Origin of the sequence: Stieleria varia (assembly GCF_038443385.1) — a bacterium.
Classification (GTDB): Bacteria; Planctomycetota; Planctomycetia; order Pirellulales; family Pirellulaceae; genus Stieleria; species Stieleria varia.
The window spans coordinates 5,607,391-5,623,938 of the sequence record NZ_CP151726.1 but is presented as its reverse complement, the minus strand read 5'-3'; the positions used below and the strand labels follow the sequence as shown (position 1 = coordinate 5,623,938).

General features: G+C 56.2%; 8 protein-coding genes. 3 read left to right on the top strand and 5 right to left on the bottom strand.

What is annotated here, in order from left to right; translation table 11 throughout:
* Nucleotides 1–16: 16 nt before the first annotated feature.
* Complete coding sequence (locus Pla52nx_RS18955) at nucleotides 17–1,450, bottom strand: NAD(P)/FAD-dependent oxidoreductase (RefSeq protein WP_146523836.1); 1,434 nt, start codon at nucleotides 1,448–1,450, stop codon at nucleotides 17–19.
* Nucleotides 1,447–2,322, bottom strand: coding sequence for a hypothetical protein (locus Pla52nx_RS18950; protein WP_146523837.1), 876 nt, complete (start codon nucleotides 2,320–2,322; stop codon nucleotides 1,447–1,449). Before Pla52nx_RS18950 ends, Pla52nx_RS18955 begins: the two co-directional genes overlap by 4 nt.
* Nucleotides 2,323–2,421: 99 nt before the next feature.
* Here Pla52nx_RS18950 and Pla52nx_RS18945 point away from each other — a divergent pair, with 99 nt between their 5' ends.
* Nucleotides 2,422–4,437: a sialate O-acetylesterase gene (locus tag Pla52nx_RS18945; protein ID WP_146523838.1), complete on the top strand. Its 2,016-nt coding sequence runs from the start codon at nucleotides 2,422–2,424 to the stop codon at nucleotides 4,435–4,437.
* Nucleotides 4,438–4,709: 272 nt separating this feature from the next.
* On the opposite strand, the gene Pla52nx_RS18940 is transcribed toward Pla52nx_RS18945, so the two are convergent.
* A complete protein-coding gene (locus Pla52nx_RS18940) occupies nucleotides 4,710–5,825 on the bottom strand; it encodes a Gfo/Idh/MocA family protein (RefSeq protein ID WP_146523839.1) in 1,116 nt (371 codons plus the stop codon).
* Between the two features lie 136 nt (nucleotides 5,826–5,961).
* On the opposite strand from Pla52nx_RS18940, the gene Pla52nx_RS18935 reads away from it, so the two are divergent.
* A complete protein-coding gene (locus Pla52nx_RS18935) occupies nucleotides 5,962–7,110 on the top strand; it encodes a DNA-binding transcriptional regulator (RefSeq protein WP_315855022.1) in 1,149 nt (382 codons plus the stop codon).
* Between the two features lie 386 nt (nucleotides 7,111–7,496).
* Nucleotides 7,497–8,948, top strand: a complete 1,452-nt coding sequence (locus tag Pla52nx_RS18930; RefSeq protein WP_342190199.1) for an IS1380 family transposase — start codon at nucleotides 7,497–7,499, stop codon at nucleotides 8,946–8,948.
* Nucleotides 8,949–9,731: 783 nt separating this feature from the next.
* Here the strand turns inward: Pla52nx_RS18930 and Pla52nx_RS18925 are convergent.
* Both Pla52nx_RS18925 and Pla52nx_RS18920 read right to left on the bottom strand, forming a co-directional pair.
* Nucleotides 9,732–11,177, bottom strand: a complete 1,446-nt coding sequence (locus tag Pla52nx_RS18925) for a class I adenylate-forming enzyme family protein (RefSeq protein WP_197454630.1) — start codon at nucleotides 11,175–11,177, stop codon at nucleotides 9,732–9,734.
* Nucleotides 11,178–11,189: 12 nt separating this feature from the next.
* Entirely contained in the window at nucleotides 11,190–16,541 is a 5,352-nt protein-coding gene (locus Pla52nx_RS18920) for a WD40 repeat domain-containing serine/threonine protein kinase (RefSeq protein ID WP_146520348.1), read from the bottom strand.
* Nucleotides 16,542–16,548 lie beyond the last annotated feature (7 nt).

The following is a 16,548-nucleotide window of genomic DNA, read 5'->3' as shown; positions in this document are numbered from 1 at the left end:
TGCAACGGTTTTAGGGTCACTTTGTTGCCGTGTAAGCATAGCGGGCTTCGCAATCCCGCTGGAAAAGGCCCGCCGTGTTGAAGGGCCGCATTTTGTCGCGAATCCAGTCCATGCCAGATTCTCGTCCCCCAGGTGACTCCAGCCGATGACAGCAGAGCAAAGCCGTCCTGACAAATGCACCCGAGTCTGCGCTCCACAACCGACGGATTGTTTCTCCCGCGTCCAACCTTTCTTCGCTGCCAATCGCCCCCGCGAAGTAGATCATGCAGGCAAACGAGAACGCCTGAAAATCCGGCATCGTTCTGTATGCCGTTGAGATCACTCTGTCCAGAAAACGAACTTCCGCCAGCACGTCCCCGCGGTACCGTTGGGCAAACCCATCATCTCGCACCCCCAGAATCGCTTCGGCAATCCGTGTGACGCCGGCCAACGCATGCGCGATCCCGGTGCTGTGCAACGGGTCCACCGTCGCAATCGCGGTCGGCAACATCCAACAAGTTGCTTGCTGGCCTGGATCGACAAACCGCTGGATGTGAGACAAGTCACTCGTGCCGATTGCAGGCTCCACACGTTCGCTCCCTCGCATCACGTCGGCCAAACTGGGATAGCTGGCAACGATCCTCTCAAGCAAACCGCCGGCGCTGGCTTCGGTCGAAACGAATCCGACACTTGTGATGTCATGATTGAATCGCAACATCCAAATCCAACCACCGTCGACGAGATGATGTTGCGCCGAATCATCTCCGTGGAACGGATCACCGGCCGTCTGCTGAGGCGTCAAGACGTCAACGAATGAACCGACATTGCGAAAGTGGGCATAGCTGCAATACGTTTTGGTACGCAGGGTCGCGGTCAAGTCCGCGGTCCCAAGCAATCGATGCATCACGCTGGATCGTCCCGTCGCATCGACGACGAACCGACCAGACAGCACTTGTCCGTCATCCAAGTGAACTTGATTCCAATCCCCCCAACGATCCGCTGGTTCAATCTGCGTCACATGATGGGGGACAAACGCTGTCGCCCCCTCATCCGTCGCTCTCTGGAACAGAAAATGGTCCATGCCCGGTCGGTACCAGTGGGTATCGGCCGCGTCATTGCTCGCGCTTGCAGCCACCAACATACTCCGTGACCGCGGTACCGGATCTGAAAAACGCTCTCCTCGATGGTGGCAGTAATACGCAAAGCCACGTTTTCTGCCACAAGGCAACTCCGGATAGCTGGCTTGCCATTGCCCGTACGTCGACAGGTCGATCAACGGCTGCAACTGATAGGTTTCCCCCAGACGACGCAACAACTTGTCCGCCAACGGGGTGCTTGATTCACCGATCGCAAAACGTGGATGGTTGACCGTATCGATCAAAGCAACCTTGCGTCCTGACTTCGCCAGAACCCAAGCCAAGATGGAGCCGGCAAATCCAGTCCCGATCACGATCACATCGAATCGCTTCATCCGTCCCAGTTCGCTTCTTGAGTCACGTTTTGAATCCGAATCGCTGACAAAGACTCGGTGTTCTGTTCATTCTCGATGATGTCCCACGTGTCGACAGTCACACAGCATTGCGCCCGCAAGCGATCGATGGATCTTGCTTGCAGACCAGCCAAGTCATGAGCAGAAATCTTCGGTAGTTGGTCTGCCGTGCCATTCCACCCGTGACCGGATCTTGCAGGAATCAGGCTCACATGTCGGGCACCGCACGCGGCCGCGTGCCGAACCGACAGCTCACTCCAACGCAATGATTCGCAAACCGATTGACCGGGCACTCCCACGATCAAGAAGACACGAACGTCCACGTCGATGGATCGCAACCAACTCGCGTAGGCATCAAAGTCATCGCGCGACATCTGCTTTTTCATGCGATCAAGCCAACGAGGCTGGACGGTTTCCAGACCGATCGCGATCTCAAGCTGGCCATTGAGTCGTTCCTGGAAAGCAGCGACATGCGATCGACCGATCCGAGGGTGGTTTTCCACCACGACTCGCTGATGGTCGCTGCAACACTCAGCAATCGCCGCATAATCCGCCAGCGGGATGCTGCGGACATCGAAAAAGTTTCCGCTGTTGTAGAGCTTGATCCACGGCGTCTTGGGTATCCCCTCCAACGCACCATCGATCTGGGTGGGAATGGCGGATCGTGGGGTGGGATGCGGCAACGTGTTTTGCCAAAGATCACACATCGCACATCCGATCGGGCACTCACTCGCCGTTAAAAAGACCGTCGTCGTCGCCATCGGGCCGGCACCACTCGGTTCGGTTTCCTGCAAAACCGCGTAAGCCCGAGAGGGGGCCAAGTCCGTTCGTCGCACGATGGAAGAATTCGTCATCAAAACTCACAGAGAGATCCGCGTCGCTCACATCATCTTTGTTCCGCCAAACCGCTATCATGACGACTTCCCCAATAACTTTCTACGGAGTTGATGTAGATGAAGACGAACGTTGCTGTCGTATGGTTGCCTCTGCTGGCGGGCCTTTTTTGCATGGGTGGTTCGGCCACGCGGGCGGACGAACTCTCCCTGGCGCATGTCTTTTCCGATTCCATGGTTCTGCAGCGAGATCGCGAGCTACCCGTATGGGGACGAGCCAGCCAGGGCGACGAGATCACCGTTCGGTTTGGGGATCAGCAAAAAACGGTCACCACCGGTTCGGACGGGCGATGGATGGTGATGCTGGATCCCATGGATGCGGAATCGAACCCGCAAGAATTGCAGGTTTCCGCGGCAGGTTCGAAACAGGCGATCAAACGCACCGACGTCTTGGTCGGCGAAGTCTGGTTGGCGTCGGGACAGTCCAACATGGAATGGGAGATGCGCAGCAAAGCGGATTCTCAAGCAGATATCCCCAAAGCCGACTTCCCCCAATTACGTTTACTGGAGGTCACCAAAGCACACGCCATGCAGCCGATGGATACGTTCACCGGAACCTGGTCCGCTGCGACGCCCGATTCCGTCGCTTCGTTCTCTGCCGTTGGATACTATTTTGGTTTGAAACTGCACCAGGAACTCGGTGTCCCGGTCGGGATCATTCAAAGTGCTTGGGGTGGAACTCGCATCGAACCGTGGACCGACCGCCAAGGTTTCACCGAAGTCGAGGCGTTGCAAGACCTCGCACAAAAAGTGAACAACGAGTCACCTGGTACGGCCGAATACCAACACGCACATACTCAGCACATGCAGTCCGTCGCGAGCTGGGCGTCCAACGCATCCAAGGCGATCTCAGAAGGCACCGCTGTTCCTCCCTTGCCTCCGCAACCCCCAACAATGCGTTCCGGTTCCGGCACTCCTACTTCGCTCTACAACGCCATGATTCATCCGTTGGTTCCTTATGCCATTCGCGGAGCGATCTGGTATCAGGGCGAATCCAATCACGCGGAGGGATTGCTTTACACGGAAAAGACCAAAGCTCTCTTGGCGTCCTGGCGACGAGTCTTTCGTGATCCCGAACTGCCGTTCTACTTCGTTCAAATCGCTCCTTATCAATATGGCGACGAAGACACAGAGATCCTGCCGCGGTTTTGGGAAGCACAAGAGGCTTGCCTGGAGATACCCCATACGGGCATGGCGGTGATCACGGATATCGGCGAAGTCGGTGATATTCATCCGGCCAAAAAAATGGAGGTCGCACGTCGGTTGTCCCTGTGGGCCTTGGCCAAACAATATGGCAAGTCCGACATTGACCCCAGCGGCCCTCGCTATGAAAGCCATCGTATCGATGGCGATACCGTCCACGTGACGTTTTCACATGCCGAGGCCGGATTGAAATCACGCGACGGCAAACCGCTGACGCATTTTCAATTGGCCGGTGTCGATGGCAAATTTCATGATGCCAGTGCCACGATCGACGGCAAGACCGTTGTCCTGCGCAGCGACGCGGTCGCTAAACCACGTCAAGTCAGGTTCGGTTGGAACAAGACCGCCATGCCAAACTTGATCGAAACCGACGGATTGCCCGCGTCCGCTTTCCACACGCATTGGCCCGACAACGCCGACTTGGGAAAGAACGTCGCGCGTGGTTGCAAGTGGCAATCCAGTGACTCCAACACGTACGGCTGGAACACCGGACTGACCGACGGAAACATCGGTAACAACACTCCGCAATGCTTCGCCACGGGCGCTGACGCTCGTTTCCCCAAGACGGTCACGATCGATCTGGAAAAATCAGTGCCGATCAACGCGGTCGTCGTCTGTCAGCCCGCTATCGGTTCCACCAAGACCATCGAAGTCTCGGTCAGCACCGACGGAAAGAACTACGCCCCGGTCGGACGTCATGCGTTCGACTTCGGTAAAGAGCAACGCAAGTCGTTCTTGTTCGAAGACCAAGAAGCGCAGTTTGTCCGATTGACGTACATCGATCATCACGACAAAAAGTCCGGCGACTTCTCACAGAACTTTGCATTCACCTCGGAGGTCGAAGTGTATCACGCCAATTTGGATACCCAGTGACCTAGTGCATCGTCCGGTCTTGATTTTGGGGTTAGCCGTTTTGGGGTTAGCCGTTTTGGCGTTAGCCACGGTTGTGGCACGAAAACCGTGGCTAACGCCAAAACGGCTCATCTACCGAACCCACGTTCTAAGACTGGACGATGCACTAGTCTGTGATTTCTTCACGTAGTCGAGCCTCTCCGAGGCTCGAAGTTTCGCGTCTCGGAGAGACGCGACTACGTGCACCGGGCAATACGATAGGCCCGGCTGGCTCTCGCGTCGCAACCCAGCGATCAACTGAAATCGGGGAGCCGAACCAATTCACCGCCTTTCATGGCGGATTCGTGCGCACAGATTCCGGTGCACGTCCAGTTGGCACTCGTCTCCGCATTGGGCCAGGGATCTCGGTCCTCCAAGATCGCCGAGACGAACTCGTGTACCAAGTGAGGATGCGAACCGCCGTGGCCGCCGCCTTGCAAGAACGACAGATGCTCCGCGTCATGGATCTCCGCCGGCAACGTGAAGCGTTGGATCGGCTCGGGTAACAAGTACGCGAAGTCCGGGATCTCGATCTTCTCCGGAATTTCGTGCTCAGGCTTCTTTGCAGTGTGCAGCACGTGAGGTTCATTCTCGACGAGCGTCCACTCAAAACTCTTCTTGGTTCCGTAGACGTCGAAACTTTCACGGTACTGGCGTGCGACGTCGAACAAGAATCGCCAAATATGGGCCGTGATGTCGCTGTCCCGAAGCTTGATGTGGCAACTCTCCACAGCAAACGGGCAGCCCGATTTTTTTGCGATCTCTTCACGCACACGCCCCGAACCGAAACAGCTGACCGATTCGGCAAGTGCATTCGTAAGACCCAGGCAAGGACTGACAACGTGCGTCGCATAGTGCATCGGAATCATTGACTCCCAGTAGCTGGGCCAGCCGTCCATGTCTTGTGGGTGCGATGCCGCCAAATGCTGAATGTCACCCAGTTCACCACGCTCATACAGATCTTTGATGTACAAAAACTCCCGGCTGTAGACCACGGTCTCCGCCATCATGTATTTCAGACCGGTCTGGCGCACTTTGGCAACGATCTGACGGCACTCATCGATCGTGGTCGCCATCGGTACCGTACACATCACATGCTTTCCAGCATCGAGCGCCTTCAATGACATCCACGCATGGTCACCGATCGGGCTGTTGATGTGTACACACTCGACGTTGGGGTCCGCCAAGACGTCATCAAACTCCTGGTACCGCGTTTCAATCCCAAACTGATCCGCCGTCTTGTTCAGTTCGGACTCGTTGCGACGACAAACGGCCACCACCTCCGCATTGGGGTGCGCCTGATAGATCGCAATGAACTCCGATCCGAAGCCCAAACCCACCATCGCCATTCTGACTTTTCGATCGCTCATTCTCTTCACTCGGTTTACTGTTTGGTTGTTGAGATTTGACAAACATAAGCGATTCGGAGTGACCTACAATGTGAAAAAGCGTATGATTGCTGTGTGTTTTCACCGCTCCTGTTTCACCCACCTCAATGCGGATTCCTTGATGAAACAACGATCCGTTGCCCTGCTGATCGAAACGTCGAACGCTTACGCCCGCAATCTGCTGAGCGGAATCGTTTCGTACATTCGATCCAATCAGTCATGGTCGGTTTACTTGCCAGAGCAACATCGCGGTGCAACGCCGCCCGACTGGCTGCGGCAGTGGCGGGGCGACGGATTGATCGCTCGGATTGAGACCGAAGCGATCGCCAGGGTGGTGGAGAAGCTCAAGATGCCTGTCGTCGATGTCAGCGCCGCTCGTCATGTGCCCGATATTCCTTGGGTCGAAACCGATGACGGATCGATCGCGCGGATCGCCTTTGAACACTTGCGCGAACGAGGGTTCGAAAACTTCGCCTTCTGCGGTGAACCCGAGTTCAACTGGTCCAACTGGCGAGAGCAAGCCTTTCAGGAGGCCGTCGAAAACGCGGGTCATCGCTGCGATGTTTTTCACTCACGCAGTCGCTATGCCAAAGGATACTCGATCAATCGCGAACGAGAACGCATGACGCGTTGGATCGCAAGCCTGCCGCGCCCCGTTGCGGTGTTTGCTTGTTACGACATCAAGGCACAGCAGATCTTGGACATTTGCCGGGAGCAAAAGATTCGTGTGCCGGAGGAACTCGCACTGCTCGGGGTCGACAACGACGAACTGCTCTGTGACTTGTGCACTCCGCCGCTGTCCAGTGTCATCCCCGCGGCCCATCAGACCGGCCGTGAAGCTGCTCGGTTGTTGGACGCCATGATGGGTGGTCAGACCGTTCCGGGTGAGCCACATTTGTTTGAACCGATCGGGATCGCAACGCGTCAGTCGACGGATGTTCTGGCGATCGAAGACACCGATATTGCAAACGCGATGCGCTTCATTCGCGATCACGCGTGTGAAGGCATCAATGTGAATGATATCTTGCAACATGTGCCACTTTCTCGTCGGGTGTTGGAAAAACGCTTTCAAGAAATCATTGGCAGAACACCTCATCAGGAGATCACGCGGCGTCGCGTGGATCGGATTCGTCAGTTGTTGATCGAGACGGATTTGACCATCGGCCAAATCGCAAAGCGAACCGGATATCAAAACGAAGAATACATGAGCGTCGCGTTTCGACGCGCGATGAAAGTCCCGCCGGGACAGTTTCGCCGAGAACATTGAAGCGTTTCGATATCGATCCCGTTTTCTGAACGCGTGATCGATCTGAAAGATTGTCGCTCGACGTTCCACGTTGATCGCGGGCGAAATCGCTACGCCCACCAGCGCCAAGTGTTTTCTCTGCGAGAAATTGCCTTGCCCTGGGCTGTCAAGAGGTTGGTGTTTACGTTGTTTTTTCAGTCCATGTTCTTGTTCGATGCATCGCAGTCAAAGTGAGCCTCAGGCGCTAGCCGTGGGCTTGTTCGATGCATCGCAATCAAAGTGAGCCTCAGGCGCTAGCCCGGATATTGCATCCGAAAATTTGTTTCCCCCTATAGCGCAAGAGCCTTAGTCCTGGTATGCATTGGAGTTACAACACTTCACACATCCCAAGCCCAAGGCTCTCGGCAATGACAAAGCGTAATCGAAAACGAGCTGCACTGAAACGCCTCCGTCGCCAAGCTGTCGAGTTTGATTTTGATGGCGGAACGCTCACGTCCGACGCCGGATTGCTACTGCTTCGCGAAGTCGATCAACGACTCGGCCTGATCCGCCGAGTCGACGCTTGTATTGCCGATCCACGCGATCCTATCTACACCGCACATCCGCAGGCCGAGATCCTGACCAGTCGTATCTTTGGAATTGCGGCAGGCTACGAGGACGGCAACGATCACGCCCACTTGCGGCATGATGCAGCCTTTCAAGTCGCTGCCGGACGCACACCTGCACAGAATGACTATGACAGCGACGAACACTTTCCTTTGGCCAGTCCGTCAACGCATTCACGTTTCGAAAATCGTGTCGATCGCAAAGCGATGCTGGCTATCCACGAAGAAATCGTAAACACCTTTCTGGACAGCTACGAGAAACCGCCCGAAGAAATCACGTTGGACTATGATGCCACAGATGATCCGACGCACGGCAATCAAGACAAAAACTACTTCAATGGATTCTACGACGGCCACTGTTTTCTGCCGCTGTACGTGTTCTGTGGCTATCAGTTGCTTGTCGCCTACTTACGTCCCAGCAGTTTTGGCGCAGCCCATCACGCTCGCGCGGTGACCAAACTGCTGGTTCAAAAGATTCGTTCGCGATGGCCGGAGACGAAAATCATTTTACGTGGCGATGGCGGATATTCTGATGAAAGACTCATGCGTTGGTGCGATAAAAACGACGTCTACTATGTCTTCGGATTGCCCAAGAACAACGTCTTGATCCGCAATATTGCCTGCGAAATGACCCGTGCTCGACTTGAGCATTTGAAATTTAAATCCACGCGAACGCTTTTCAAGTGGTTCCGTTATCGCACTCAGGAAACATGGGACCGTCATCGCTGGGTTCTCGGCAAGGCGGAGCACGGCGACAAGGGAGCCAACCCGCGTTTCGTCGTGACAAACCTGCCCAGTGCCCAAGGGATCGTCGAGCCGACTTATCATCGCCCTCGCGTGGACGGCAAACAGGTTCGACAAATCCTCGATCCTGGAACGATCTGCAGTGTTGCTTGGAACCCGAAGGATTTCTATCGAGAACGTTATTGTCAGCGTTGTGAAATGGAGAATCGGATCAAGGAACAACAGATGTGTTTGTTTGCCGATCGAACCAGCTGCACAGACTTCATGGCCAATCAGTTTCGTTTGATTCTGTCGTCGTTGGCGTATGTGTTGGTCGACGGAATCCGCCGGTTGGCACTTCAGGGCACTACACATGCTCGGATGCGTGTGGATACGATCCGCTTGCGTCTGTTCAAGATTGCCGCGCGAGTACGCGTGACTTGTCGGCGAGTGATTTTTCACCTTCCGACTCACTGCCCTAGCGCGAGTCTCTTTAACGAAGTCATGGCGCGTCTTTGCCGAAGCGACTAAGGGCGGCAACCCTCGAGGAAAACGCAACCACGAAGCGAATCATTCGCTTGGGGGAGGGGGGGCCTTCTGCGCGGCGCTGCGAAAGCCCCCATCAAAATCAAATCATTTCCCAAAAGCGGACGTATCGAACTCGCAACCCCGCGTCAATAACCGATGGATGCAATATCCGGGCTAGCCGTGGGCTTGTTCGATGCATCGCAATCAAAGTGAGCCTCAGGCGCTAGCCGTGGGCCGGCACCACAATCCGCCTCAAACCCACGGCTAGCCCGGATTATTCACGCCACTGACTACAGTCTTCGCAATACGTTTGCACGAAACGGTTTACGCGGATTGGCACGAAAACAGTCTGGACACATCAGCCGCCACGCGATATCGCCCGGTTCCTGCACCCATACACGGGAACCGGACGCTATCGCGCCAGCGGCTGATGAATCATCCGGGCTTAGCCTTTCCCTACGTTTGACCCGCAGCCGAAGGCGTAGGAGACGCTATCAAACGCATTGCACCGCACAGTCAAACGCCGCTTCCGCCTGCGCCGTTGGCTACGGGTCAAACGGAAACCGCGCACGAAAACAGTCTGGGCAGATCAGCCGCCACGCGCCAGCGGCTGATGAATCATCCGGGCTTAGCCGTGGGCCGGCACCACAATCCGCCTCGGGCCCACGGCTAGCGCCTGAGGCTCACTGGGGGCCACCGGCTGCGCCGGCAGTAGGGACATAAACTTGCGTAAACCCAAAAAGACACAACGCCACATTTTGATCAGCCAAGCCTTGCCCTCTTTCGCTACAGGGACTCCACCCATCTCTGCACCGCTTTTCGACGCAGGGAACCCTTGGGCGTCAACAGTTCCATCCGTGATTCGATCGGCTCCGGAAACCGTTTGATCTCTTTGGGAATCTCCCACCTCGGACGCGATGCCAATCGAGAGTGAATGATCTGCCGAGCTTGCTCGTCGTGCCATTCACCAACCACGTCCAGCCAAACGACAATCCGAATCCCCACACACGTGACAAACGCGTGACGAATGCTTGGTTCCTCCGTCAGCAGACCTTCCAACGCGACGGGATGCAGAGCATGGCCGTTGGGCAGGATCAGCAGGTCGTCGGCTCGTCCCAGAATGCGAAACTGACCGGAGTCGGGATCTTGTTCGACAACATCGCCGGTTTTCAGCCAGCCTTGTGCATCCACTCGCAAGGCAGTGGAGACCGGATCGTTCCAGTATCCCAACATCGTGTGCGGGCCTCGAACACGTAGCTCGCCTGCAACGATCTTGTGCTCCCATCCATCGACCAATCGGCCGACCCATCCCGCTCGCGCATTCTCTGGTGTTGCGGAACAGATCACGGGCGCTGTTTCGGTCAGTCCATAGCCTTGAATCACCGTGACGCCACGTTGTTTCCATGCATGAAAATCGTCCTGACTCATGGCTGCTCCACCACATCCCAGCAGTCTCAGTCGCGTTGTCGACGCTCCGGTCTCTTCACGGATTCGTTCCGCAATGCTGGGGACGGTGTTGACGATCGTTGGGCGAATTTGTGGAGCGATCCGCACCCAGTCCTGATAGCCCCATGCAGGAACCAACACAGATCCGGAAAGCAGCCATGTTCCTAAATCGCAGGTTCGAGCATAGGCGTGCGCGTAGGACAGAATGGAAACGCGCACATCATCGCAATGCTGTGGCACTGCAGTCAACTTTGCGTTGGCGTTTCCGATCAAGTTGCGATGCGACAACGTCACTCCCTTGGGGTCTCCCGTCGTGCCGCTGGTAAACAGGATCAACGACGGTGAATCCAAATCGAGACTTTCCGCCGCGTCGCGAATCTTGTTGATGTAATCATTTAAGTTCGAATCGGCACACGCACACCAGACGTCTTGCCAAACACCATCGTCGATCCAAAGACCAATAACCTGTTGCCAGCACTTTTTGACGTACGATTCTCCTCCCCGAACATCCAAGGGGACTTCGATCGCTCCGGACATTTGACAGGCCAAACCGAGCAGTAGCTGCGGCACCGTGTTGCTCGCCGCGTAGCCGACCGGCATACCACGCAAATCGCTGTGCCCCTGCCTTGTCGCAATCTGTTCTAGCGTTTGATGTGCTCGGTAAACTTCACTGGCCAATTGCCTCCAGGTGACGGTGGTCTCAGGCGACTGGCCGAAGTCGATCAAGGCGGGAGCATTGGGGCGCGAACCCGCGTGATGCAACAGCGAAATGAGAAAGGATTCCACGTCGATGTTCCATCAATCAAATGGAGCCGGCCACAGGATCACGGCACCATCGCGACCAGCGGTCATGACCAGTTGCCCATCTGACGTTACGCCAACCGACGTGACACCTTGTGTGTGTTTTCGCAATGTCAGGATCTCTCGACCAACCGCCTCGCCCAATTCCACACGAGGGTCCCACAGTCGAGTTGATTTGTCACGAGAGCAGGTCAGAACTCGCATCTGCTGTGACTGATCTTGGATGATCGCGACGGATTCGACCCGGTCCGCGTGCCCTGTAAACAGAATCGGCTTCGTCGTCGATTCATCCAAACTCCAAAGCCGGGCTTGCTTGTCGTCTCCGCCTGCGATCAGCCACTTTCCGTCCGGCGAGAATGCCAAGCAATTGATGTTCGTTCGGTCTTCCAACGTGAACTCCAAGCGATTCCCGGCTTGGTCCACTGACCACAGCCACGCATGACCTGTTGTGCCTGCGGCGAGCTGTCGACCGTCGGGTGAGTACTGCAGGCACAGAATAGGACTCTGGCTCAACTGCACCTCGCCGAGCATGGTGAACCCATCCGTCGGTGACCATTGCCAACGACGGACCACGCCATCGTCGCCCGCAGTTGCAAATCGGTATGCATCGTTATCAGGTGCAAAGGCCAACGCGCGAACAGGACCTTGATGTGGACTCTCAAGCTTGTCGATCGGCTCACCGGTGGCCGAATTCCAAAGTTTCAAAGAGCGACTGCCGGTGGCGACAAGGTTCCCGTCTGCCGAAAAAACTGCTTGGGTGACGGCGGCGTGTGCGCGGTAGCTTTTTTCATGCGCCATTGTGTCGATGTTCCAGCGAAACGCGGCGTCTCCGTTCAATGTCAAGACAGAGTTTGGCGACAACAAGCAAGCCGCTAAGGGCGTGCCGATCTTCCCCGGCATTTGCAGCCACTTCGCCGCTCGACCGGCTTGTTCGACTCCTATCACCGCCAGTTCTCCTGTTCGTCCCGATTTGCCTTGACGCGTCATTGCGACTCGCAAACCATCGCGACTGATCCGCGCCGATGTGATCCGTTCGTTCTGTTGCGCCGCTGACTTGGCACCTTTTGCATCGGCCAATCGGAATTGAGCTCCGCTGCTCAGATCCCAGAGAGTCACAATCGACCGAACGGAATCTTTGTCGACGGACTCGCTGACCGTCACGGCATAGGAGTCGTCCTCGGCGATCGACACGCTGGTGACGAATCCGCGATGTTCCAATCGTTTGATCAAATGACGTGTGTCGATATCGATTGCCGTCAACTGCTGGTCATCGGCCGCGATCCAGATCACGCGATCATCAGCGGCAAACTTGACATCGTTGATTCGATACCCACGCAGCAGATCGATCGGCTCGCCGAGTTGCGTCCCCGTTTCGGCATCCCAGACGATCCCGCGACCGCTGCGATCTCCGGTGAAAATCCGTTTGCCGTTCGACGAAATCGCGAGTGCCGTCACGGCTTCTTGATGTCCACCAAGACGAAAACGCTCGACGGGGCCGATTCGCTCCGATGAAACGTCCCACAGAATGGCTTTCGCATCACCGCCGCTGCTGCCCGTCAGCAGGAGGTTGCCGTCTCCAGAAAGAGCAAGCGTATTGTTCAGTCCGGTCCCACGCATTTGGCCGCGTTGTGTTCCGCTGTTGAGATCCCAAATGCGCACAATGGAATCGGCGCTGCCGACAAACACGCGTCCGCGGTTTGGATCGACGACGGCCGACATGGACAAATACTCTGTCCCCTCACTCAACCGATCTCCTCGATCGACTCCGATGGATGCGATCGGTTTGAAATTCAACGTCTGTGGATCGATCGCCAAGATTCTGGCCGTGTGGTCACGACTCGCAGAGACGATTCGTGTGCCCAATCGGTCAAAGGAGGCGGAGAGGATTTCATCTGCGTGCGGCTTCGCTTCTCGATCCAAAGGCTTGGCCGATTGATCAGCATGCGACGCCGAAAACGCTTGTTGCGGATCGAGCTTTGCATAGGAATTCAAGTAAGTGTTCGGATTCCAACTTCGGATGGTTCGATCAGCCGATGACGATAGCAGTCTTTCATGCCGAGCCCCAGCGAACTCGATGGCAGTGACCCAGCCTCCGTGTCCTCGAAAAGTCACGGTGGCACCGTTTTTGTCGTTCTCCCAACGCTTTAACGTGTAATCGTCCGACGACGAGAGCACAAAGCGACCGTCACGACTGAATCGCAAGGCTCGAATCGCGTCCCCGTGCGCTCGTTGTTTCCTTTGTTCGCTGGGACCATTAGAGGCCGATACCAGCATCTCGTCATTTGAATCAATCAGCTCGCGATACGGTGTCTGATTTGATCGAGATGTGTTCGCTGATTGCTTCGTGCCGGTTGCCGGCGAATCGGAATTGTTCGCGCGGCGAATCGCGCTGGCGATGGACGCGTCAAAGTCAGTCGGACGCAGGGATGCGATGTCCCATTGGTATAGGTTGCCGCCAACATCGCCACTGACAACGTTCTTTCCATCGTCGCTGATTGCTACAGCGGTCACGCGATCTGGATGCTGCAAAAACTCACCCAAACGTTCGGTGGAAACACGCGTGGTCTGACCGTCGCCTGTCAAACGCCACGCGACAACGCGACCACTGGACGAGTCCGAAACCGCCGCGACAAAGACTCGGCTTTGTGTCGGATTCTGCTTGATTCTCTGCGTATCGATTTGCCGAACAGGTGCGATGTGCCAACACTGGTCGAGTTTTCGACGATTGACAGCATCCCAAACGATCACCGTACGGTCATTGGAAGCAGACAGCAGCAACCGATCCGAGATATACACGACGTCGGTCACCGTATCCTGGTGACCAGAGAGGCTCCGGATGTAGGCAAGATTTTCGGCGCCATAGATTCGCACATCCGCTTGATTCATTCCGAGTGCGATCGATCGTCCGTCGGTTGATATCGAGAGACTCGTCGCGATACCGGGCAATTCGACTTGGCGATGCCCCTGCGGACTGATGGTTCCATCAGATTCAACATGGAATGCGTGCAACACACCGGATGCATCGACCGCATACACGTGGCGGCCGTCGGGCGAGCTTGCAAAGTCAGTCACGGCGGCGGCAAGATCGGTCGTCGTGACGGACTGATTTGTTTGTGCCCACAACCAACGCCATTCCCAAGCGGGCGCGCGATCAGTGATGGAGTTGCGAAGCGACGTGAGGATTCGCCGTGCGTCGTCGAACTCGTTTCGTTCGATGCGTGCGTTGGCAAGTCCGATTTGCGACAGATAGGCTTCGTACTCCGCCTTGGCCTTTTCGGCACGAGCTTGTTCGGCGCTATCCAGTGCGGCCATCCGCTGAGTTTCAGCTTCTTGGCGACGCGTTTCAGCCAACAGCTTTGCGGAAAGTGCTTCCTCCGCGCTCTGTTCGGCTTTCCTTTGCAACCCCTCAGCCTTGACCCTCAAGTCATCCGCGACCATGCGTTCTTCCACGGCTTCATTTCTAGCCACCATGGCTTCCTGTGAAGCCAGCCTTGCTGCGTCTTCACCGGCGACCGCGCGTTCACGCTCGAACTCGGCACGCTTGTAGTTTGCGTCAGCGACTTTCAAGGCGTCCTGCGTGTTTTTCTTTTCTTGTTCTGCGATCAATCTGGCGTCAATCGCTTGCCTGCGCTGATTGTTGATCAGGTACAAAGCAACGGCGCCGCCAACCACGATGAACGCCAAACTGGCAACGGCCAGCCTTTTGAATAGCGTCAAACGGGACTTGTGCGAATCACGTTCCTGTATCGCGAGCTGCAACTGTTGCAAAAGTTGCGAGTGATCGGGGTTTTCGGGGTCGAGGATGGAGATTCCGGCATCGAAGTCTCCGTTGTCGTAAGCCGCTTGAGCGTGCGCAAGTCGGGATTCGGCGAGCCCCTGCACCGCTTTCACATTGTCCGGCCACAACGCAATGGCTTGTTCAAAACCAAACATTGCCCGTGCATATGAATCGTAACCCGACTGCGACTTAGCTCTTGTCAGGTGCTCCCTCGCGTTGGACTCAAGCGAGATGCTTTCGGCGTGCGAGCGGTACAGTCGTATCGCCGTTTGAAATTCAATGACGCTGCGATATCTCGCGTCCGGTTCCGTTTCCATCGCTTTGAGCGCGATGTTCAACAGCTCGCCCTGATGCCGCGGTTCCACCTCGCGGATCTTATTGCTTGCCACCGCACGGATGCATTGACTGACATCGTCACCGTGGTGGGGAGCGACACCCGTGATGATGTAATAGAGTGTTGCGCCGAGCAGATAAATGTCGCTCGCCGGTCCGATCTTCTTCAAGGGTCCCGTCGCCATCTCGGGAGCCATGAAGGCAGGCGTGCCGCCCAAGCCAGCTGTGTGGGTGATCGACTCGCTCTTTTCAAAGTTGGGCTGAGCCAATGCGAGTCCCCAGTCCATCACCAACACCTCCCCGAAATCACCCAGCATGATGTTCTCGGGTTTGATGTCTCGGTGCACCACGCCACGAGTGTGCGCGAACGCCAAGGCATCGCCAACTTTCAACAAGATCTCTAGATTCTCGTCGCGGCTTTTCTCGGCAATGACGTCCGACCAAGGACGCCCGACCACGCGTTTCATGGCATAGAAAAGCGTGTTGTCGGCTGCGACGGCGACATCGTGGATGGGTACGATATTAGGATGGTCCAAGTCACCGGTCACAACGGCTTCGGACAAAAACTGTTGCCTGCGGTCGTTCTGAACCTGCTCCAGCCGTCCGCTTTGCTGTAGCTTCTCCTGTTTCTCCTTCGGCAACGGCCTGACGACCTTCACCGCCAGCAGACGATCCAACGACATTTGCTTGGCAATGTAAACATTGCCCATCCCTCCGCGCCCGAGCAGTCGTACTAAGCGATAGTCGGACGGCTCATCGACGCTGCGTGTTGGCGGCGCCAAGTCTCTTTGCCGAAGCTGAAGCTTGGTTTCCGAAATACTCCGTTCGGCCGCCGGTCGCTGGTCGGTTACTTCGCCCTGGTTGGCTTTGCTAACGCCCGCCGCAGCGATCGATCCCCAAAACGCAGCGTCCTCCGCGTTGAGCTCACGTGGGTTAATCGTTCGACCGACATCCGCACTCGTCATCACCGATCTGGATTGGCTTCTGCCGGTCCCAGGACCGACGGGTGTTGGTCGCAAGCTCGCCGCGCCAACGGCGATGGTCTGTTCCAGGTTTACATTGGGTGGAATGTTGCCTGAATCGGCATTCGCGCTCTCTTGGATTCCGAACGGGTCGATCGTTTGCGCCAGCGGATCGACGGTGCTGTCCATCGACGCGCCGATCCCATCGATTGTCTCGTCATTGGAGACATCTCGCTTGATTGGTGGCGACGGGTCAGGTTGATCGTCCGAGGTCATTGGACAC